Here is a 19,874-nt window from a genome sequence, read left to right on the forward strand (position 1 = left end):
GCCGCAACGGGAGCGGCCGGGCAGAGACCCGCGGGCAGAGACCCGCGGGCGGAGGCAGGCGGGCGGGCGGAGGCGGTCAGGCCGTCAGGCCGTCAGGCCCAGAGCTGGCCCTCCAGGGCGGCTTCCGCCTCCTCCAGCGTTCCCGCGTAAGCGCCGGTGGACAGGTACTTCCAACCGCCGTCGCAGACGATGAACGCGATGTCGGCGCGCTTGCCCTCCTTGACCGCGCGGTCGGCCTGGGCCAGCGCGGCGTGCAGGATCGCGCCGGTGGAGATGCCGGCGAAGATGCCCTCCTCGGCGACCAGCTCGCGGGTGCGCCGCAGCGCCTCCTTCGGGCCGACCGAGTACCGCGACGTCAGCACCGCCGGGTCGTAGAGCTCGGGCACGAAGCCCTCGTCGATGTTACGCAGGCCGTAGACCAGCTCGCCGTAGCGCGGCTCCGCGGCGACGACTGTGATGCCCGGGACCCGCTCCCGCAGGTAGCGGCCGGTGCCCATCAGGGTGCCGGTGGTGCCGAGGCCGGCCACGAAGTGGGTGATGCTCGGCAGGTCCTCGAGAATCTCCGGGCCGGTCGTCTCGTAGTGCGCCTGGGCGTTCGCCGGGTTGCCGTACTGGTAGAGCATCACCCAGTCGGGGTGCTCCGCGGCCAGCCGCTTGGCGACGGCCACCGCCTCGTTCGAGCCGCCGGCCGCCGCCGAGAAGATGATCTCCGCGCCCCACATCGCCAGCAGCTGCCGGCGCTCGATCGAGGTGTTCTCCGGCATGACGCAGGTCAGGCGGTAGCCCCGTTGGCGACAGACCATCGCCAGCGAGATCCCGGTGTTGCCGGACGTCGGCTCGAGCACCATCGCGCCGGGGCTGAGCACGCCGCGCTTCTCGGCGTCCTGCACCATCCACAGCGCCGCCCGGTCCTTGATCGAACCGGTGGGGTTGTCCTGCTCCAGCTTCGCCCACAGCCGCACGTCCGCGGACGGTGACAGCCTCGGCAGGCCGACGAGCGGTGTCCGGCCGACGGAGCTCACCAGGGAGTCGTAACGCATGATCTGCTACYGATCTGTGACCTGCTCGCGGCCGCGGTCAGCCGCCAGCGACGGCGGGCAGGATGGTGACCTCGTCGCCGTCGGAGAGCTTCGCGTCGAGGCCGCCGAGGAAACGGACGTCCTCGTCGTTGATGTAGACGTTGACGAAGCGGTGCAGTTCGCCTGCGCCCTCGCCGGACACCAGGCGGCCGCGGAGACCCTCGTGGCGGGTGTCGAGGTCGACGAACAACGCGCCGAGGGTGTCCCCCGTGCCCTCCACGAGCTTCGAACCGCCGGTGTGGGTGCGCAGGATGGTCGGCACGCGGACCTTGACTGCCATGGTGTTCCTCGTCTCCCTCGGTTCACTCACGCCTCTCGCCCGCGGGCGACGGCGGCGCGCCCGGCGCGTCCGGGCGCGAAATGTGCATGTAGTAGCGGCGTCGTAACCAGCGTCCAAGCTCGCGGCCGGATGGCCTGACCKGCGCGGCGAGCGGCCTCCAGTGTTTCAGGGTTCAGGGCCTCGGGGGCCCGCGCCCAGGGAGATGATCGCGCCTTCGGCGATCCCTAGCTGGAACACCGTCGGCGCTGCCTTCGCTTCCCGGCGGCGCGGACGAGCGCGGCGAAGGTCAGTGCGCGCCGCGACAGCTGGCACTGGCGACCCGGAGCAGGTCGACGTGCAGACGCGCGAAGAGGCGCAGCTCCGGAACGCCCTCGGCCACCGCGGCGTGGGGCCGCATCGGGTGGCGGGGCGCTGTCATAGCAGCCATCGTTGCACAGATATGACACGAACACCGTGGACAGYGGTTCAGACGATCTCGACCGGCTCCTCCGTGATGGCGCCGTCGATGATCCGAAACGACCGGAACTCGGTGACGTCGGGCTCCCTGGTGGAGGCCAGCACGTAGTGCGCGCCCGGCTCGGAGGCGTACGAGACGTCCGTGCGCGAAGGGTAGGCCTYGGTGGCGGTGTGCGAGTGGTAGATGACGACGGGCTCCTCGTCCCGGTCGTCCATCTCCCGCCAGACGCGCAGCTGTTCCATCGAGTCGAAGCGGTAGAACGTGGGCGAACGCTCCGCGTTCTCCATCGCGACGAACCGGGCCGGCGTGTCCGAGCCGGCCGGGCCGGCGATCACCCCACAGGCCTCGTCCGGGTGGTCACGGCGCGCATGGTCGACGATCGCCTGATACAGGGCGCGCTCAATTCGCAGCACGCCGAACAAGCTACCCCACCGATCCACGGACCCCGCCACGGAAGATCTTGAAAGGTCCTGGCTTGAAAGGTCCTGGACGGCTAGGCGCCTGGTGGCCAGGCGCCTAGAAGAGAGCCTGGACGAGGTTGTCGACGAGGGTGGTCAGCAGCTCGTACATCTCCACGAACGGGGCGCGCTGGTCGTCGGGTGGCAGTTCGCCGAGCTCGTCGAGGTAGTTGTCGTCGGTGATGCCGAGCCGGGTGCCGAGCACGAGGCGCAGGTCGTTCAGCGTGGTCAGCCAGTCCTGGGCGGCTTCCTCGTCGAGCAACAGCACCTCGTCGGGCCCGGGCAGGGTCGCGAGCACCCGTCGGGCGGCCGCCCGCTTGTGGGCCAGCGCGTCGTCGGTGCGGCGGCGGCGGAAGTCGCCGGAGGCGAGCGGGTCATCGGGGTACGGGTCCGGCAGCAGGCGGGCCACCGCCGGGTCCTCGGGCGGCGGCGGGGCGGTGTCGCGGAGGCCGACGAGCGCCTCCAGCGGGTCATCGACCGGCGGCGGCTCCAGCATCCCGTCGATCAGCCGGACCAGCTCGGCGAGGATCGTGCCCTCCCAGCGGGGCAGGCGCAGCTCCACGCCGTCGGCCGTACGCCGGAAGCAGTCCGGGAACCTGTAGTAGAACCCCACGTTCTCGTCCTCATCCAGCGGTATGCCCCCGCTCTGGGGGCGCATCGAACTCACGAGCCAGCTAATCCTGTATGACCGTGGCCCAGAGGCCGTAGGTGTGCAGACGGGCCGCGTCGCGCTCCATCTCGTCACGGGTGCCGTTGCTCACCGAGGCCCTGCCCTTGCGGTGAACGTCGAGCATGAGCTTCTGCGCCGTCGCCTTGTCGTAGCCGAACAGCTTCTGGAAGACGTAGGTCACGTACGACATCAGGTTGATCGGGTCGTTCCAGACGACCGTGACCCACGGCCGGTCGTCGCTGAGCTCCTCGTCGATCTCCTCGATGTCGGCGGGTGAGACGGTTGTCGCGGTCACGATCCCTATTGTTACCCACTCCGCCGCCACCTTCCCGCTGGGCGGGAGCTCCACGCCCGCCACCCGAGCAGGTCGCTATACGGAGCGACGCAGCAGCGGAGGGTAGAGGGCGGTGGCGGAAGCGCGACGGTAGAGCTGGGCGGGACGGCCGCCGCCGCGCGGGGAGCTCACCGCGCCGACGGGGACGACGAAGTCCGGTGTGCTGAGCACCTTGCGCCGGAAGTTGGGCGGGTCCAGGCTCACTCCCCACGCGGCCTCATAGACCCGGCGCAGGTCGGCGAGGGTGAACGGCTCCTCACAGAAGGCCGCCGCCATCGGCGTGTACTCGAGCTTGCTCCGCGCGCGCTCCACCCCGTCGGCGACGATGCGCGGATGATCGAAGGCCAGCGTCGGGCCCTCCGGGGAGTCCAGGTCCTCGACCGGCCACCAGCGGGCCTGCTGGCCGCGCCGGCCCGGCTCCGGCTGCGGCAGGTTCGGCAGCAGCGCCAGGTAGGCGACGCTGACGACGCGGGTGCGCGGGTCTCGTCCCGGGTCGCCGTAGGTGTAGAGCTGCTCCAGGTGGCCCGCCGCGGTGACGCCTGTCTCCTCGGCGAGCTGGCGGCGCGCCGAGGAGTCCAGGTCCTCGTCGGCGTCCACGAAGCCGCCCGGCAGCGCCCAGTAGTCCTGGAAGGGGGGCTCGTCGCGCTGGATGACGAGCACGCAGAGCCGCCCCGCCCGCAGCGTCAGCAGCACGACGTCGACGGTGACGCTGGTACTCGGCGGGCCGTGTTCCCTGGCTCCACCTTCGTCGCGGGTCGTCGCTGGGCTCACCGATCTAGCTTCTCGCACGACCGGCCGCAGCTGTGACATGGTTCGCTCCGTCCGGGCGCGGCGCTCCGGCCCCTTACTCACGACCTCCGAAATCGGCTTCGCCGATTCCGCAGGGACCCCGTCGCTCCCAAGGGACCTCCGCGCCGCGTCCTCCTCCGCTCACGTGCCCTCCGGCGACCTCCGCTGCGGCCCAACCCCTTCGCTTCGCTCGGGGCCGCGCCTCCGCGGAGGCGCGCCTCCGGGCCAGCCCGGTGCCGTGCCGCCGGAACGTCACCACCCTGGGACCGGCCTCTGGCCGGACGTGAACCCGGCACGAGCGCAGCGAACCAATGTCAACATCAGATTGGGACAGCGCTGATGACCGGCAGGCAGGGCTGGCCGAAGGTGACGGAGCGGGCGTGCGCGGGCAGGTCCGCGATCGCGGCGCGATGGTGCTCGCGGGCGCGCCTGAGCCCCGTCGCGCCGGTCGACGCGGGATCCACCGGCGTGCCGGCGCGCACCAGCGGCACCAGCAGCGGCCGGTCATACCCGGGGGCGCCCAGACGGCCAGGGGCCAGGACCGACGGGAGCGGCCCGTCGAGCGCCGCCGCGGCCAGCCCGTCGACCGCGTCGGCCAGGCCGCCCGCCGCGCGCCTGCCACCCCCGCCGCCGGGGCGGTACCCGGCGGGCACCACCAGGTCGACGACCGCGACTCCGTCGGCGTCGTGCCGGCGCAGCACCTCCTTGCGGCCGCCGCGGGTGGCCTTGCCGACGGACGTCTTGGCCACCGGCCGGCCGTCGACCTCGACCAGCTTGTAGACGAAGCCGGCGGTGGGCGCGCCGGAGCCGGTGACCAGGCTGGTGCCCACCCCGTAGCCCGCGGCGGGGACACCGGCGAGCCGGGCGATCCCGTGCTCGTCGAGGTCTCCGGTGACGATGACCCGGGTTCCGGTGGCGCCCAGCGCGTCGAGCTGGGCGCGGGCCGCGCGCACCTCGGCGATCAGGTCGCCGCTGTCGATGCGGATGGCGCCGAGGCCAGGGCCGGCGACGGCGACCGCCGCGGCGATGCCTTCCCGCGTGTCGTAGGTGTCGACGAGCAGGGTCGTCCCGACGCCGAGGGTGGCGACCTGCGCGGCGAAGGCGTCCCGCTCGGTCGCGTGGATGAGCGTGAACGCGTGGGCGGCGGTGCCGCTGGTCGGCACGTCCCAGCGCCTGGCCGCCTCCAGGTTCGAGGTGGCGTCGAAGCCGACGAGGTAGGCCGCCCGGGCGGCAGCGACCGCGGCCTCCTCGTGGGTACGCCGGGAGCCCATCTCTATGAGCGGCCGGTCGCCGGCGGCCTGCACCATCCGGGCGCCGGCGGCGGCGATCGCGCTGTCGTGATTGAGCACCGACAGCGTCAGCGTCTCCAGCAGCACGCACTCGGCGAACGGCCCCTCCACCACCAGCACGGGAGTTCCCGGCAGGTAGGGCTCGCCCTCGGCAAAGCCATGTATCTCCCCGGAGAAGCGGTAGCCGGCGAGCCAGTCAGCCGTCTCGGCGTCGACGACGCCGGTACTGGTGAGCAGGCTCAGCTCGTCGGGGCCGAATCGGAAGTCAGCGAGCGCTTCCAGCAGCCGGCCGGTACCGGCGACGACGCCGTACCGGCGGCCGGCGGGCAGTGACCGCGCGAACACCTCGAAGGTGGCCCGTCGCCCGGCGGCACCCGATTTCAGGGCCGCGCGGAGCATCGTCAGCTCGTAATGATCTGTAAGAAGCGCCGTGGACATCCGGACCAGGGTAGGTATCCCCACGCTTCGACGTGCGGGAATGGTCCGAACAGTGAGTACCTCGCCGATGCGTTGTCACCGGCCGGCGCTGGCGCCGCGAGGTTCAAGGGGCCGGCGGGGACGCGGGCACGTCGCGTCGGCCCAGCTCAGCCCGGCCATGCCCGTCTGGACTGGGCAGGCGGCGCCCAGAACGAGCGATGGGAGCGCGACCGGGAAATACCCGCCGCCATGGGGTCTCCGGCGGCCCCCGCGGCGCCGGGCGGGGGCGACACGAGGGGAGCACACAGGCAGATCACGCCCGACACGGGCGGGCCGCGTCGAAAGCCGGGCGGGTTCGGGCAGGCTAGGACGTGCGCGGGCTCACCGGACGTGCGCTGATGAACTGGTCACCTCATTTGGTCGACCGGCGTCCGCGCCGCCCGGGGATCGTGCCGCCAGCGTCGCGGTCGACGGCGTGATCCCGGATGACGTGACCGTCCACGGAGGGCGGCATGCGATCGTTGTGAGCGTGCACGGGAACTATGCGGGGGTATTTCTGGTCGTCGTCGGCGGGRCACTGTTTGCCCTGCTGGTGCTCGGTGGCCGAGCTGGAAGAAGCCTCGCGCGTGAGATCTGGGGCCGTATGGGTCTGTTGCGCTGGGTTGCCATCGCCATCGTGGTGGTCGTCTTCCTCGACCTGGCGGATGGCATCCCGAACAAGTGACCCGCCAACAACTAAAAAGCAACAAAACATCTCAGGAACACCGGGACATCGACGGGCGCCTGACGAAGGTGACGCAGTGGTCGACGACGCGGGCCCTTCGCCACGACGGGATCCCGGTGGGTCCGCATCGCGTCCGCCCGCGTAGGCAGCCGGCGATCCACACCCCTACGGCCGCCCTCCCGGAACGTATGTACCAATTGTCCTATGCGCCTGCAGATGCCCGACTAGTTAGGCTCACGTCCTGTAACCCAGCTACGACCCGAGAGGACACCGGGTGACCGGTCAGACTTGGCTGTGGACGCCGCCACGGCCGACCCCTGCTCCCGTCGGCGTCGGCCAGCTGCTTCGCGCCTACCGGCAGGCGCACGGCCTCACCCAGCAACAACTAGCTGATCAGCTGGGTTTCGACCAGTCGTATGTCTCCAAGGTCGAGAGCGGCCGGCGGGCGATCCACGACATCTCGACGCTGCGCCACATCGCCCGCCACCTCGACCTCTCGCCCGAGGACGTCGGCCTCGCGCCGGGCACGCTCAGCGACCGGCGCCGCGACGCCGCGCGGGACGCGTTCACCGAGCAGGCGGCCGCGAGCCAGCGCGCCTGGCGAGTCACCCGGGACACCCTCAACCGCAACCGGATCAAGCTCGCCAAGGCCGCCTCCGGCCTCTACCCGGAGACCTACCGCCTCTTCCCCGGCCTGCTGGCCAGGCCGGGGTGGGTCTGGCCGCGCCCGCTGGACATCGACGAGGTCGGGCTGCGCTGGGCTGACGACGTCCCCGAGCCGGTCCTCACCGGCGGCGAGCCGGAGACCGACGGCGCCCGTCCGCTGATCGCCGACGGCGGCCCGTACGTGCGCTACCAGCGCTACACCCGCGCGATGCGCGACCTGGACCGGCCCACCCTGTTCGAGAACCGGCTGAGCTTCCGGCTCGTCGACATCGCCAGCGACGAGGACGCGCCGCGGCGTCTCACCGGCGGCGTGGCGCGGCCCGGCGGCGGCGACGCCGGGCGCCCCATGCTCACGTTCGGCCACACCACCTACTTCGACCCGGTCGACGTCTGCGAGACGGTGGCGCACGAGACCGCCGCCGCGATGATGTCCGGCGGCCTCGCCTGGCCGTCGCTGCCGTTCCGCCGCCGCGTCGGCGACCCGTTCGACCTCGCCAGCCGGCCCGTGCTGCCGTCGATCAACACGCTGACCATCCGGGCCGACCGCGACTCGGCGAGCTTCCTGCTGCACCGGCGCAGCGCCGGGTCGGTGGCCACCGCGGGCGGCGTCTACCACGTCATCCCGGCCGGGGTCTTCCAGCCGTCCGGCATCACGCCGTTCCACCACCGCGCCGACTTCGACCTGTGGCGCAACATCATGCGCGAGCTGTCCGAGGAGCTGCTGGGCAACACCGAGCACGACGGCAACTCGTCCGCCCCGATCGACTACGACGCGGACGAGCCGTTCCGGACCTTCGACGAGGCGCGGCGCGACGGCCGGGTGCGGGTGTCCTGCTTCGGGGTCGGCGTCGACGCGCTGACCCTGTTCGCCGAGATCCTCACCGTCGTCGTCATCGAGGCCGACACGTTCGACGCGCTGTTCGCGGACATGGTGCACAGCAACGCGGAGGGCACCGTCGTCTCCGCGGGGCCGCACCGCGCCGTCGCCGAGGGCATCCCGTTCACCTACGCCACCCTGCGCAGACTGATCGACAGCGAGCCGCTCGCACCGGCCGCGGCCGCCTGCCTCGAGCTCGCCTGGCGCCACCGTGAGCAGCTGATGCCGGGGCTTCGGCTTCGAGCGGCGTCCTGAGTGCCGTCTCGCGGGGGACGTTCACAGATCCTGGTCACCGGGGCTGGCGGATTCATCGGGGGGGTCGTCGCCGACCTGCTCGCGGCCCGGGGGCACCAGGTCACGGCGCTGGTCCGCCGCGGCGAGCCGGCGGAGAACGTGCCGGCACTCCGGCGGGGTATCGAGGTCGTCGTGGGCGACCTGCTCGACCCGCGCTCGCTGGCCGAGGCGCGCCTGGACCGGGGCTTTGACGGGGTCTGTCACCTGGCGGCCCTGACCCGGGTGCGCCAGTCGCGCGACGAGCCGCTGCGCTACTTCGAGACCAACGTGACCGGGACGGTCAACCTGCTGGTGGCGCTCGACCGGGGCGTCGCGGGGGGCGGGCCGCGCCCGGTGGTCGTGTTCGGCTCGACCGGCACGGTCTACGGCGACCCCGGCCTGGCCCCGGTACCGGAGTCCCAGCCGGCGGAGCCGGTGCAGCCGTATGCCGCCTCGAAACTCGCGGCGGAGCACGCGATCGCCCACCAGGCCGCCACCGGCCGGATCGGCGCCGTCGTGCTGCGCTCGTTCAACGTGTCCGGTGGCGTGCCCGGGCATGTCGACCGCGACACGACCAGGATCATCCCGGCCGCGTTGCTGGTCGCCGCGGGCAGGACGGACACCTTCCGGATCAACGGTGACGGGCGGGCGCTGCGCGAGTACGTGCATGTACGCGACGTCGCCGAGGCGTACGCCCTGGCGCTGGCGGCCGTCCCGCCCGGCGAGCGGCGCGTCTACAACGTGGGCGGCGGGGCGGGCGTGTCCGTCAACGAGGTGCTCGCCACCGTGGAGCGGGTGACCGGCCGGCCGGTGCGCCGGGAGTTCGGGCCGCCGGTGACCGAGCCGCGGTCCCTGGTGGTCGACAGCGGGCGGATCCGCGCGGAGCTGGGCTGGCAGCCCCGCCACTCGAAGCTCGACCAGATCATCGCCGACGCGTGGCGGTGGTCGCTCCTGCACGGCCCGCTGGACGGTGCCAGCGCCGCCAGCGCCGCCAGCGCCGGCGGTGGCGGCGGCGTGGGCGGAGTAGGCGGCGCGACGGACGCCCACACCGATGTGAGAAGAACCGCACCGCTATGACGCCAGGGCCTTGGACCATCGCCATCGGCCGCCGGAACCCTGGAAAGGTCGTTGTCGTCGCGCCGGAAGCGAGGCCCATGACCAGCTGCCTCTGGAAGCACGCGGAAGGTCACGATCCGGTGCCCGCGGCCCACGCGAGCCGCCCGTACCACGTGTACGACCACGAAGGAGAGCATCTCGGCTCCTTCACCGCCTGGGAGACCGCCCACGAGTGGGCACACCTCCAGGTGGCCCTCAGCGCGCTGCCCGCGCCGCTCGAGGTCGAGGACCGCCACCGCGACAGCCGCCGCCAGGTCTGGGCCGACTACTGCGCGCCCTTCCCCGCCCCGGCCGAGACGGCGGACACCACCGGCGACAACGACAACGACGGGCAGGCCGCCACCGCCTTCGCGTTTACCCCGCCGCACCCCCGCCGCCCCAGCTGACGTGGACGGTCCGTGACCATCCGGGCGTCTCCTCGGAGGCTCGCGGGCGAGAATCGCCTTGAAGGGCGGGCCCGACAGCGGATCGCGCAGAGTCATGAAGACGACCAGTTCCGGCGAAATCGCTGGTCGGCAGACAGAGCAGTCGTACACGCGATTCCGCTCGACCACCCCCATGGACACACGTCGCCACCTCCGCACACTAATCTGGCGTCTAATGGCTGGCGATCTCCCTGGCGCACGTGTCCGCGTGTCGCCAGATCGGTCGCCTTGGCGGAGGACCGGCGGACTATCCCGTCCGGCTTCCGGATGAACACGTTCCTGGGGGAACACGGTGGACGAACAGAGCTCTGGCGCGACGGAGTCGCGGACCACCTCGCGGCTGGTGGTGGACGTCGTCCGGGCGCTACGAGGCTGGGTGGTGATCGCGGCGGGCGCCGTCCTGCTGCTCAGCTGCTACCTGGGGGTCTCGGGCGAGACCGACCCGGGGCTCCAGCTGCCCTACGTCGTCTCCGGCGGTTTCGGTGGGCTGGCCCTCGTGCTTGTCGGCAGTGGCCTGCTGATCGCCGACCGGCTGGACTCGACGCAGGCCAGCCGCGCGACGGCCGCTCAGACGCGCCTCGCCACGCAGGTCGACGACCTGCACGCGCTGGTCGTCGCCGCGGCGAACGCCGCCCCGGCGGCGCAGGCGAGCGCACCCACGCCGGCAGCCGTCCAGCCGCTGGCGCAGACGGTCGACGACGGCTCGGTCTACGCGGTGCCGGGCGGGCGCACCTTCCACCGGCCCGGCTGCGAGCTGCTGGCCGGTAAGGCCGCGCAGCGGGTCGAGGCGTCGCAGGTGGGCGGGCGGGGCCTCTCGCCGTGCTCGGTCTGCGCGCCGATCCTGGTCGGCTAACCGATGATCAGCGTCGACCTGGCCCTCGCCGGCCTCGCCATCGGCGCGATCGCCGCGCTGTCCGGCATCGGCCTGCTGGTCACCTACCGGACCAACGGCGTCCTGAACCTCGCCCAGGGCGGCATCGCGGCCCTGGTCGCCTACGTGTACCGGGAGATGGCGGTCGAGTGGGGCCTGCCCAAGTGGCTCTCGGCCGTGATCGCGCTCGCCATCCTCTCGCCCCTGCTCGGCCTGCTGCTGGAACGGTTCGTCTTCCGCCCGCTCGCTCGGCGGCGCGCCTCCGCCGCCGAGTCGCTGGTCGCGAGCCTCGGCGTGCTGGTGCTGACGCTCGGCATGTGCGCCGGCATCTGGGGGCTCGGCTCCAAGAACGACACCCCGCCGCTGTTCCCCAACAAGTCGGTGGGGATCAGCGGGCACCGCATCGGTGTCGACACGATCAGCACGCTCGTTCTCATCGTCGTGAGCTGCGTCGCGCTCGGAGTGGTGCAGAACCGCACCAAGTTCGGCCGGCAGATGCGGGCCGTCGTCGACGACCRCCAGCTCGCCGAGCTGTCCTCGGTGCCGGCCGACCGGGTCGCCGCCGTCGGCTGGGCGATCGGCACGACGCTCGCCGGGTTCACCGGCGTGCTGCTGGCGCCCCGACTGCAGCTCTCCCCGTACGGGCTGTCGCTCATCGTGCTGGAGACGTTCGCGGTCGTCGTCGCCGCCCGCCTCGCGAGCCTGCCGATCGCCGTGTTCGCGGGCCTCGCGATCGGCATCCTGCAGAGCGAGCTGACCCAGTTCAAAGTGGACGGCCAGTTCGCGGACGTCTACCGCTCGCTCCAGTCGAACCTCTTCGTCGTCGCCCTGCTGGTGCTGTTGCTGGCCATTCCGAAGCTGAAGGAGCTGGGGGACGCCGGCTCGGCCGGCCGGTTCTCCAGCCGCGGCGCGCCCGACGCGGCCGGCACGGTCGAGGAACGCAGCAAGGACGTCGTCTGGAAGCTCGCGGGCTTCATCATGCTGCTCGCGCCGCTGCTGTTCCGGTCCTCGGACCTGCGCTCGGCCTTCGACGTCCCGGCCGTCGCCCTGATCCTGCTGTCGATGGTGATCGTCACCGGCTACAGCGGCCAGGTGTCGCTCGGTGTCGCCGGCTACGCGGGGCTTGGCGCGCTGTTCTCGCTGAAGCTGGCGAACGGCGACTTCCTCGGCCTGCCAAGGCTGCCGGGACTGCTGGCCATCCTGGTCGGAGCGATCCTCGTCGCCCCGGTCGGCCTGGTCACCGGCTACCCGGCGATCCGCCGGCGGGGCCTCACGCYCGCGCTGACCACGTTCGCCGTCGGCGCGGTCGTGAGCCAGTTCGTCTTCCAGCAGCCCAAGTTCTCCAGCGGCCTCTACGTCAATCCGCTGTACCTGGGCGGCTGGCAGCTCAACGACAAGGCGTTCTACATCATCGAGCTGGTCGGCCTGGGCCTCGGCCTGCTCGCCGTGCGCAGCCTGCACCGCGGCCGGCTGGGCCGCGCGCTGCTCGCGGTGCGGGACAACACCGGCGGCGCGGCGGCGGTCGGTGTCGACGTGCGCAACCTCAAGCTGATCGCGTTCACCATGTCCTCGGTCGTCGCCGGCCTCGGCGGCGCGCTGCTGGTGCAGGGCGCCTCGTCCTTCTCGTCGACGACCTTCCAGCCGATCCAGAGCCTGCTGTGGTTCACCGCGATGGTGGTGTTCGGCGCGGACAGTGCCGTCGGCGCGATCATCGGCGCGTCCCTGATCGTCGCGATCGACGTGCTCGCCCCGTCCGGCTCGTCGACGCTGGCGATCGGCATCCTCGCGCTCTCGCTGAGYTGGATGCCCGGCGGCCTCGCCTCCGCGGTCCGCGGCCTGGTGCGGTTCGTGGCCCAGCGCCTCGCCGACCAGTTCGTCGAGCCCGAGGACCTGCCCCGCCCCGTGCGGCGGACGCCGACCACGGCGGGCCTCGGCGCGGCGATCCCCCGCCCCGCCGCACCGGCCGACGCAGCGCCCTGGGCCTCCCGGACAGGCGACGCCGATCGGGCTGGAATCCTGGCCACGGCCCCGGCGGCAGTCTGGGTCAGTGGCCCGCTGGCGGGCGTGACGGCCGCCGAGCGGGTGGCGGCCGAGCGCGGCCTCACGCTCACCCTGTTCGGCCGGGCACTGCTCGGCGCGCTGGGCCCGGGAGCCACCGGGCCATCCGCCCAGATCCCCGCACCGGCCGCTGGCCGGCCGGCGGGCTCCCTGCCGGCCGCCGCTAGCAGCAACCACCTGGAAGGGGGCCGGCGGTGAGCCGCGCCGAACTACGCGCCGTCGGCCTGGTCCGCCGCTACGGCGGGCTCACCGCGGTCGACCACGTCGACATGTCCGCGCCGCCCGGGCTGATCACCGGGCTGATCGGTCCGAACGGCGCCGGCAAGTCGACGGTGTTCAGCCTGCTCACCGGCGTCGAGCAGCCCGACGAGGGCGCCGTGCTGCTCGGCGACCGGGACATCACCAAGCTCCGCCCCGACAAGCGGTCCCGGCTGGGACTGGTGCAGACGTTCCAGGTGCCGTCGCTGTTCACCAGCATGACCGTGCGGGACAACCTGCTGGTCGGCGTCGAGAACCGGCGCCGGGACTACGCCGGCGGCCTGTTCGGCCGCGGTCTACGCGGCAACGCTCGGCACGATGAGGTCGTCGACGAGATGCTGGCCTCCCTCGGCCTGACCGACGTGGCCAACGTGATCACCGGGTCGTTGCCCACCGGAKCGCTGCGGCTGGCCGAGTGCGCCAGGGCGCTGTGCACCCAGCCGGACGTGCTGCTGCTCGACGAACCGGCCAGCGGCCTGGACGCCGCCGAGACCGAGCGGTTCTCCCAGCTGCTGCGCCGGATCGCCGCCAACGGGGTGGCGATCGTCCTCGTCGACCACGACGTCGACCTCGTGTTCACCGTGTGCGACCAGGTCTACGCGATGGTCGGCGGCCGGGTCGTCGCCCATGGCAGCCCCGCGGAGGTCCGCGCAGACCCGACCGTCCAGTCCGTCTACCTCGCGCAGGGAACGAAGGCATGACCGCTCCGTACTCCTCGTCCGACGCCATCGCGGCCGGCTCGTCGGCCAGCGCCCTGGCCGCCGCGGCCGCGGCGACGGCGCGCGCCGGCTCCGCGGCCCCCGACGGCATCGAGCTGCGGCTGTCGGGTGCCCGCGCCGGCTACGGCGTCGTCGAGGTGCTGCACGGCCTGGACCTCGTCATCCCGTCCGGCAAGGTGACCGCGCTGCTCGGTGTCAACGGTGCCGGCAAGAGCACGACGCTGCGGGTACTCGCCGGGCTGGTGCCGCTGCGCAGCGGCACGCTTACCTGGCGCGACCAGGTCATCAACAAGATGCCCRCGGTCGAGCGGGCGCGCCGCGGCCTCCTGCTGGTACCGGACGAGCGGGCCGTGTTCGCGAGCCTCTCTGTGCGCGACAACCTGCTCGTCGTCGCCGAGGCCGCCGGGTACCCGGACATCACGCCCGCGCTGGAGGCCTTCCCGAAGCTGCGTGACCGGCTGCCCCAGCGGGCCGGCTCGATGTCGGGTGGCGAGCGGCGCATGCTCGCGCTCGCCCGCGCCCTCCTCGCCCGCCCGAGCGTGCTGATGGTCGACGAGCTCTCGCTGGGCCTGTCGCCGAAGGTGGCCGCCGAGCTGTTCGAGTGGCTCTCGACCGTCGCCGCGAGCGGTACGACGGTCATCCTGGCCGACCAGTACACCGACGCGGCGCTCGGCATGGCCGACCTCGCCTACGTCCTGCACCGCGGCGAGCGCTCCTTCGTCGGCGACCCCGCGGAGCTCGCGCACGCCTAGGCCCCGCACCCGCGCCGCGACGCGGTGACCGCGAACGACGCTGACCCCGCCCGTCCTCTGGACAGGCGGGGTCAGCTGTTTCCGACTCCCACCGTCGTCCTCTGCCCGTCCAGGCGGCTGGGGATCTCCATGGTCGCCCAGGTTGGAACCACGTCGGGAACGCCGAGGGGCGTTGGCCCCGGCGGTCCGCCGGGGCCAACGCCCCTCGAAAGTTCCCTACAGATGCCCCTCGGGGGCATTTCTTCAGCCGGGTGAGACCGTCAGCCGGCGTTGAAGCTGAACATTGGAGTGGTGTAGCAGTTCTTGGTCATGTCGTCGGTCTGCGACGTCCAGCCTTCCTTGCCGGTCGGGGCCTTGTTGGTCCAGCGGACCACGTTCAGGCAGCCGGTGTGGGTCGCCGGCGGGGGGTCGACGACCTTGAAGTTGTGCGGGATGAGCAGGCCGTTCGCGTCATAGGTCGTCGTGCTCATGTAGCTGTCGACGCACTTGCGGGTCAGGTCCGCTCCGCAGGACTTCATCGCGTCCGTCAGCCACATCGCCGAGATGTAGCCCTCGAACATCCACATGTTCATCTTGCTGACCCGCTCCGGGAAGTACTTCGCGATGGCGTCCCGGTACTTCTTGACCTCCGGGTCATCCACGTTGTTGTAGTTCTGGCTCTGGCTGATGGCGTACAGGTTGTTCTTGCACGTCGGCGTGAGCAAGTACGCCTGACCAGCCGTGTCGGACCAGCTCTGCGTGGTGGTGACCKTCGCCTTCAGCGGCATGTTGTTGGCCTGGATCGACTGGCACAGCGAGACGTTGGCCTGGGCGGTCAGCGCGTCGAAGACGAGGTCGACATTCTGGCGCTTCATGTCCAGCACGGCCGCGTCCCAGTTCTGCAGACCAAGATCGATCGACTCCTTGACGACCTTGTACCCCTCCTTCTGCAGGCCCGCCGCGATCGAGTCCGCGTACTGCTTGGACGGCCCGATCTCGAAGTACACGACCGCCGCCGTCTTGGCGCCGAGCTTCTCCTTGAACCAGCGGTAGTTCTCGGTGCCGGCGTACAGCTTGCCGTCGTAGCCCGGCGCCTTGCCGTCCCGCGGGTAGCCGAAGCCGCCGTAGATCGAGTACAGGTGCGGGTACTGGTAGTAGGCGGTTCCGGAGACCGGCTCGCCGCCGACGTCGGGAACGCCCTTCTGGCTGACGTACGGCGCGCCCGCGTAGTCGAAGGACGTCGTGCCGGCGAAGGCGAAGATCTTCTTGTCGTCGATCAGGCTGTGGACGCATTCGACGTTGCCGTCGCCGTTGCCCTTGTCGTCGCAGGTCTCGGCGGTGACCTCCCGGCCATTGACCCCACCAGCGTCGTTGAGCGCCTTGAAGTAGGCCTGCGCGCCGAACGAGGTCGCCGAGAAGGTGTCCGGGCCGAGGGCACTGTTCGCGGCCGCCATCACGCCGACCTTGATGTCGGTCGGGGTGACGCCGGTGTCGGACGCCGTGTTGGCGGACGCCGCCTGCGTGGTGTCGCCGGTGGCAGTGCCGCCGCCGTTTCCGGTGTCGCTCCCGGCATTGTCGACCCGACTACCGCAGGCGGTCAGGGCCAACGTCGACAACGCCACAGCGGCGACGAGCGCTCGGGCTCGGATGGACATGCTCTCCCCTGGTGAGTTCCGTGACGCTGTCACGCTGATCTCGCGCCGACACCCCGCCGGCACCAGCCAATCGGGACGCGGCTCATACCCGCGCGGCGCGCGAGACATCTCGCGGGCTGGGCCAGGCCAGCCGGTGGGCCGGTTAGCGCAGCGGCAGCAGACGCCGCCACCATGGCCGCCGGGCGCCGGAGGTCGAGGTGGACGCGGCCGGGTCTGGGTCGGTAGACGTCTCGACATCCTCGACGTCGCTGTCGTCCGCTTCCGGCTCCGAGGCGGCGGCCGGCACCGGCTCCCCGATGATCTCCGCCTCGGCCACCTCGCCTTCGACGACGGCCGCGGCGGCGGGCTCGACCTCGGGGTCGGCCGCCGCCTCGGTGGCAGACGCGGCCGGCTCCTCCTCGGGAGCCGCCGACTCGGCGGCCACCGCCGGCTCGGCCGGCACCGGCGGCTCGGGCTCAGCCACCACGATTGGCGCCCCGGCTGCCGGCACCGCGTCGGTCTCGGTGACGGCCTGCTCCACGGGCTCGGCCTCGACGACCGGCTCGGCGACATCCGCGGCCGGCTCGGCGGCGTCCACGGCCGGCTCGGCGACCGGCGTGGTCTCCTCGGCCGGCGGCGCGGCTGGCGCGATCTCGTCGTCACCCGGAAGGCGGGCCGCCGGGATGCCGGGGACGTCGTCCGGTCCCTGGCGCGCGGCCGGGATCGGCGAGACGTCGACCGCCTCGGCATCGGGGGCCTCGGCGGCCGGGGACTCGGCGATGATCTCCTCGGCCGCGAGCACGTCCGCGGGGAGCTCCTCGGCGGCCTGCCCGTTCGGGGCGGCCGCGGCGCCCACCGCGACCCGGTTCAGGATCTTGCCGTCGGGGCCGACGATCCGCACGAGCCGCCCCTGGTCGGCGAGCTTGCGACACGCGTTGTTGACAGAGCTGCGGCTGGCGCCGATCGCCTCCGCGAGCCTGCCGTCGTCCAAACCGGCCGGGACCTCGGTCAGATGGCCAAGAATCCGGTCCGCAACAGTAGCCACGAAGCGGACGCTATACGTTATCCGTCCCTCGCCGACAAGCGGGGTGGAACTGCCCGCGCGGCGTACTCGTTCCGGCGCGCGCCGCCGCCCCGTCGGCGCCTGTCAGCCCGCCATCGGTCACCTTATGTCACCAAGGTTGACCTCTACGTACCGACTGTCGCGAAAAGGAACGGTTTCACCCGACACACCTGGCTACTGGGCGATCATCGCCGGCATCGCGCCACGGCTCGCCCCCGCAGCCACCCCGCCGCGATGCCGGCGCCCGGTGGCCCGGGCCCGCCCAGGCGGCCCGGTCAGTCCAGGTGGAGCGCGTCCTCTTCCGGGGCCAGCGGCCACGTCTCCCGGTCGCTGAGGTACTCCGTCCGGCGGCCGGTCAGCACGTCGCCGCCGGGACCGCTCGCGTCGTCGGCCACCAGCCCGGTCAGCCGCGAGCCGCTGCCGTCCTCACTGAACGGCGTGCTGATCCCCTCGACGTCGTCGTCGAGGACCAGGCCCGACTCGGAACGCTCCGCCTCCAGGTAGGGGTCGACGTCCGGGACCTCCTGGGCGAGCTGGTCGTCCAGCGAGGCCCCTGCCCGTCCCTCGGTGGCCGTCGGGCGGTGCCTGGTCTCGGCGCTCGGCCGGTCCGGGGCGTCCCAGCTGTCGTCGAGAGGGTCGAGGCCCGCGTCCGTGTCACCCAGGTCGTCGCTGTCCAGGCTCTCCTCGACAGTCAACGGCACGTCGTCGAGAACGCCAGACGAGTCGAACGCGTCCCGCGCGTAGTCGGCGGGCTCGGTCATCGTTGCCTCCCGGTGGGTCTGGGTCGGGGCCCCGGCGGTGTTTCCCCGCTCATTCGGACGTCGCGCACTGGGTGCTGCCTCGCCCGTTCCCGGCGTTGACCACAGTAATCAGCTTCCCACCGATTCCCGGCCCGAGGGTCCCAGCTCATCGGGTTTCCCGCGCGGCGGTCGGCCGTTATCGAGGAACGGTCCGCTCTCGACGGAGCCGTGATCAGCGGTTACGGGCGCGCGGGGTGGGAATGTCGAAGGGAATGGCCAAAGACGCGACGGCCAAAACCAACGGCGGTCTCAGGCCGCCGGCGCACCCGCCTCGGGGGTGTCGGTCGTGGCCAGCATCCGCCGTCCCGCGTCCGGCTGCTCGTCGGCCGCGGCCGGGTCCTCGTCACGCGGCCGCGCGGCCGCGTCCTCGGCTGGCTCGGCCTCCAGCAGGAGGCGACCGTCGGAGAGGACGGCGACGCGGTCAGCCACCGCGGACGCCTCACCCGCCGACCTGGTCGCGTACAGCAGGGTGACCCCGAGCTGGCGGTGCAGCGTGCGCAGGTCGGCGGCCAGCCGGACGCGCAGGTCCTCGTCGTCCACCGTGCCGAGCGGCTCGTCGAGCACCAGCACCCGCGGGCGCAGCACGAGCGCCCTGGCGATCGCCACCCGCTGCTGGTGCGCCGGGGAGAGCTGCGGCGGGCGGCGGCGAGCGTAGTCACCCAGCCGGACGAGCTCCAGTGCCTCCCGAACGCGCCGGGCCGCGACCGCCTGGCCGGACGGGGTGGCCAGCGCGCGGGCGCGCGACCCGAGGGCGCCGCCCCGCAGGCCGAAGGCGACGTTCGCGGCGACGTCGAGGAACGGGAAGAGGCTGTAGTGCCCGAACACGGCGGCGACGTGCCGGCGCGCGGCCGGCAGGTCCGCCGCCTCGGCCCCGCCCAGCAGCACGTGGCCCTCGCTCGGGGCACAGAGCCCGGCGACCAGGCGCAGCACGGTCGTCTTGCCGGCCCCGGCGGGGCCGACCAAGGCCAGCGCCGCGCCGGGGGCGACGGTGAGGTCGACGCCGGACACCGCCGCGGCCGCGGCCCCGGGATGGTGATGTGTCAGCCCGATCAGCTGGACCTCACCGGCGTACCGGCCCATGCCCTGCGCCATTCTCACCCCCAGGGTCCCAGCAGCATCCGCCCGAACTGTAGCGAAGCCGGCCAAGGTGCCGGATTGTGGCGCCCCGCCGAGCGGGCACGGTGATCAACCRTCGACGGCTTCATACGGGTTGATTCGAGCCGATGGACCCCGGCGGCTGGCGGCTGGCGGCTAAGAATGCAGCCAGTGGCCGATGGGCCCCGGCGTGTTGCGCACGATCCAGAAGGCGATGACCAGCACCGGGATCGCCCTGTAGAGCGCCGCGGGCATCCGCGGCAGCGGGACCCGCAGCCCGAGGAGCCGGGCCATGGCGACGGTCCAGCCGATCACGAGGTACGGCGCGGCCACGATCAGCAGGAGGTTGTAGTTCGCCGCGTGGCCGAGGTGGCCGTGCAGCAGCTGGTGCAGCCCGCGCATCGACCCGCAGCCGGGGCAGTCCAGGCCGGTCACCAGCCTGAACGGGCAGGTCGGGTAGTGGCCAGGCTCGGCCGGGTCCACGGAGTAGATCATCGTCGAGCCCGCTACCGCGAGCGCCGCCACGCCCAGGTAGCCCGCGAGCCGAGCGCGCCGCGACCAGCGGCGCACCGGCCACCCCGGCAAGGCGCCGACGCCGCCACGGCCCGGGACGGACGCCGCGATGCCGGCCGGCCGCCCCGGCTGCTCCAGCCGCCCCGGCTGCTCCAGCCGGTCCGGCTGCTCCAGCCGGTCCGGCTGCTCCAGCCGGTCCGGCTGGGTCTGTCCGACCGGTGCGGACGGTGGGGACGACAAGGAAGATTCGGACAGCACAAACGGCGCAGGCGGCGCGG

Annotated in this window: 21 protein-coding genes; 8 read left to right on the forward strand and 13 right to left on the reverse strand. The window is 72.4% G+C overall.

The genetic code is table 11. The features are described 5' to 3' along the window. Positions 1 to 92 precede the first annotated feature (92 nt). From BL253_RS16345 to BL253_RS16375, 8 genes are all read right to left on the reverse strand, one after another. Positions 93 to 1,040 carry a PLP-dependent cysteine synthase family protein gene (locus tag BL253_RS16345; protein ID WP_076817830.1) on the reverse strand — a complete coding sequence of 316 codons (948 nt, stop codon included), beginning with the start codon at positions 1,038 to 1,040 and terminating at the stop codon, positions 93 to 95. 37 nt (positions 1,041 to 1,077) lie between these two features. Further along, positions 1,078 to 1,359, reverse strand: a complete 282-nt coding sequence (locus BL253_RS16350; RefSeq protein ID WP_076817832.1) for a MoaD/ThiS family protein — start codon at positions 1,357 to 1,359, stop codon at positions 1,078 to 1,080. Between the two features lie 286 nt (positions 1,360 to 1,645). Further along, a complete protein-coding gene (locus tag BL253_RS44750) occupies positions 1,646 to 1,777 on the reverse strand; it encodes a putative leader peptide (protein WP_274535216.1) in 132 nt (43 codons plus the stop codon). A 47-nt stretch (positions 1,778 to 1,824) separates the two neighbouring features. Further along, complete coding sequence (locus tag BL253_RS16355) at positions 1,825 to 2,229, reverse strand: M67 family metallopeptidase (RefSeq protein WP_076817911.1); 405 nt, start codon at positions 2,227 to 2,229, stop codon at positions 1,825 to 1,827. A 103-nt stretch (positions 2,230 to 2,332) separates the two neighbouring features. Then, positions 2,333 to 2,887 (reverse strand): DUF2017 domain-containing protein, encoded by a 555-nt coding sequence (locus tag BL253_RS16360; protein WP_076817913.1) that lies wholly within the window; start codon positions 2,885 to 2,887, stop codon positions 2,333 to 2,335. Between the two features lie 61 nt (positions 2,888 to 2,948). Further along, positions 2,949 to 3,239 carry an ATP-dependent Clp protease adapter ClpS gene (clpS, locus tag BL253_RS16365; protein WP_076817834.1) on the reverse strand — a complete coding sequence of 97 codons (291 nt, stop codon included), beginning with the start codon at positions 3,237 to 3,239 and terminating at the stop codon, positions 2,949 to 2,951. Positions 3,240 to 3,314: 75 nt separating this feature from the next. After that, entirely contained in the window at positions 3,315 to 4,049 is a 735-nt protein-coding gene (locus BL253_RS16370; RefSeq protein ID WP_076817835.1) for an NUDIX hydrolase, read from the reverse strand. A 338-nt stretch (positions 4,050 to 4,387) separates the two neighbouring features. After that, complete coding sequence (locus BL253_RS16375; protein WP_076817837.1) at positions 4,388 to 5,794, reverse strand: nicotinate phosphoribosyltransferase; 1,407 nt, start codon at positions 5,792 to 5,794, stop codon at positions 4,388 to 4,390. 454 nt (positions 5,795 to 6,248) lie between these two features. Here BL253_RS16375 and BL253_RS16380 point away from each other — a divergent pair, with 454 nt between their 5' ends. The 8 genes from BL253_RS16380 (at position 6,249) to BL253_RS16415 (ending at position 14,512) form a co-directional block, all read left to right on the forward strand. Beyond that, on the forward strand, positions 6,249 to 6,497 hold the full coding sequence (locus BL253_RS16380; RefSeq protein ID WP_241834852.1) for a hypothetical protein: 249 nt from the start codon (positions 6,249 to 6,251) through the stop codon (positions 6,495 to 6,497). 274 nt (positions 6,498 to 6,771) lie between these two features. After that, on the forward strand, positions 6,772 to 8,295 hold the full coding sequence (locus BL253_RS16385; RefSeq protein WP_076817843.1) for a helix-turn-helix domain-containing protein: 1,524 nt from the start codon (positions 6,772 to 6,774) through the stop codon (positions 8,293 to 8,295). Continuing rightward, positions 8,296 to 9,390, forward strand: coding sequence for an NAD-dependent epimerase/dehydratase family protein (locus BL253_RS16390; RefSeq protein WP_076817844.1), 1,095 nt, complete (start codon positions 8,296 to 8,298; stop codon positions 9,388 to 9,390). It begins immediately after the preceding gene. Positions 9,391 to 9,467: 77 nt separating this feature from the next. Next, the gene (locus tag BL253_RS16395; RefSeq protein WP_076817846.1) at positions 9,468 to 9,815 is read left to right on the forward strand and encodes a hypothetical protein; all 348 of its coding nucleotides are present in this window, start codon (positions 9,468 to 9,470) and stop codon (positions 9,813 to 9,815) included. Between the two features lie 331 nt (positions 9,816 to 10,146). Then, positions 10,147 to 10,707 carry a hypothetical protein gene (locus BL253_RS16400; RefSeq protein WP_198946282.1) on the forward strand — a complete coding sequence of 187 codons (561 nt, stop codon included), beginning with the start codon at positions 10,147 to 10,149 and terminating at the stop codon, positions 10,705 to 10,707. Between the two features lie 3 nt (positions 10,708 to 10,710). After that, complete coding sequence (locus tag BL253_RS16405; protein WP_076817848.1) at positions 10,711 to 12,981, forward strand: ABC transporter permease; 2,271 nt, start codon at positions 10,711 to 10,713, stop codon at positions 12,979 to 12,981. Continuing rightward, positions 12,978 to 13,742: an ABC transporter ATP-binding protein gene (locus BL253_RS16410; protein ID WP_076817850.1), complete on the forward strand. Its 765-nt coding sequence runs from the start codon at positions 12,978 to 12,980 to the stop codon at positions 13,740 to 13,742. Before BL253_RS16405 ends, BL253_RS16410 begins: the two co-directional genes overlap by 4 nt. Beyond that, complete coding sequence (locus BL253_RS16415) at positions 13,739 to 14,512, forward strand: ATP-binding cassette domain-containing protein (RefSeq protein WP_076817852.1); 774 nt, start codon at positions 13,739 to 13,741, stop codon at positions 14,510 to 14,512. Before BL253_RS16410 ends, BL253_RS16415 begins: the two co-directional genes overlap by 4 nt. A 260-nt stretch (positions 14,513 to 14,772) precedes the next feature. On the opposite strand, the gene BL253_RS16420 is transcribed toward BL253_RS16415, so the two are convergent. The 5 genes from BL253_RS16420 to BL253_RS16440 form a co-directional block, all read right to left on the reverse strand. Next, on the reverse strand, positions 14,773 to 16,146 hold the full coding sequence (locus tag BL253_RS16420; RefSeq protein WP_198946283.1) for an ABC transporter substrate-binding protein: 1,374 nt from the start codon (positions 16,144 to 16,146) through the stop codon (positions 14,773 to 14,775). Positions 16,147 to 16,288: 142 nt separating this feature from the next. Further along, complete coding sequence (locus BL253_RS16425; RefSeq protein WP_131831501.1) at positions 16,289 to 17,170, reverse strand: ribonuclease E domain-containing protein; 882 nt, start codon at positions 17,168 to 17,170, stop codon at positions 16,289 to 16,291. A gap of 293 nt (positions 17,171 to 17,463) precedes the next feature. Then, positions 17,464 to 17,949: a hypothetical protein gene (locus tag BL253_RS16430; protein WP_076817856.1), complete on the reverse strand. Its 486-nt coding sequence runs from the start codon at positions 17,947 to 17,949 to the stop codon at positions 17,464 to 17,466. A 288-nt stretch (positions 17,950 to 18,237) separates the two neighbouring features. Further along, complete coding sequence (locus tag BL253_RS16435; RefSeq protein WP_076817858.1) at positions 18,238 to 19,080, reverse strand: ABC transporter ATP-binding protein; 843 nt, start codon at positions 19,078 to 19,080, stop codon at positions 18,238 to 18,240. Positions 19,081 to 19,239: 159 nt separating this feature from the next. Then, positions 19,240 to 19,836, reverse strand: coding sequence for a DUF2752 domain-containing protein (locus BL253_RS16440; protein ID WP_241834853.1), 597 nt, complete (start codon positions 19,834 to 19,836; stop codon positions 19,240 to 19,242). Between the last annotated feature and the right edge of the window lie 38 nt (positions 19,837 to 19,874).

The sequence above is a fragment of the Pseudofrankia asymbiotica genome (genome assembly GCF_001983105.1).
Lineage (GTDB): Bacteria > Actinomycetota > Actinomycetes > Frankiales > Frankiaceae > Pseudofrankia > Pseudofrankia asymbiotica.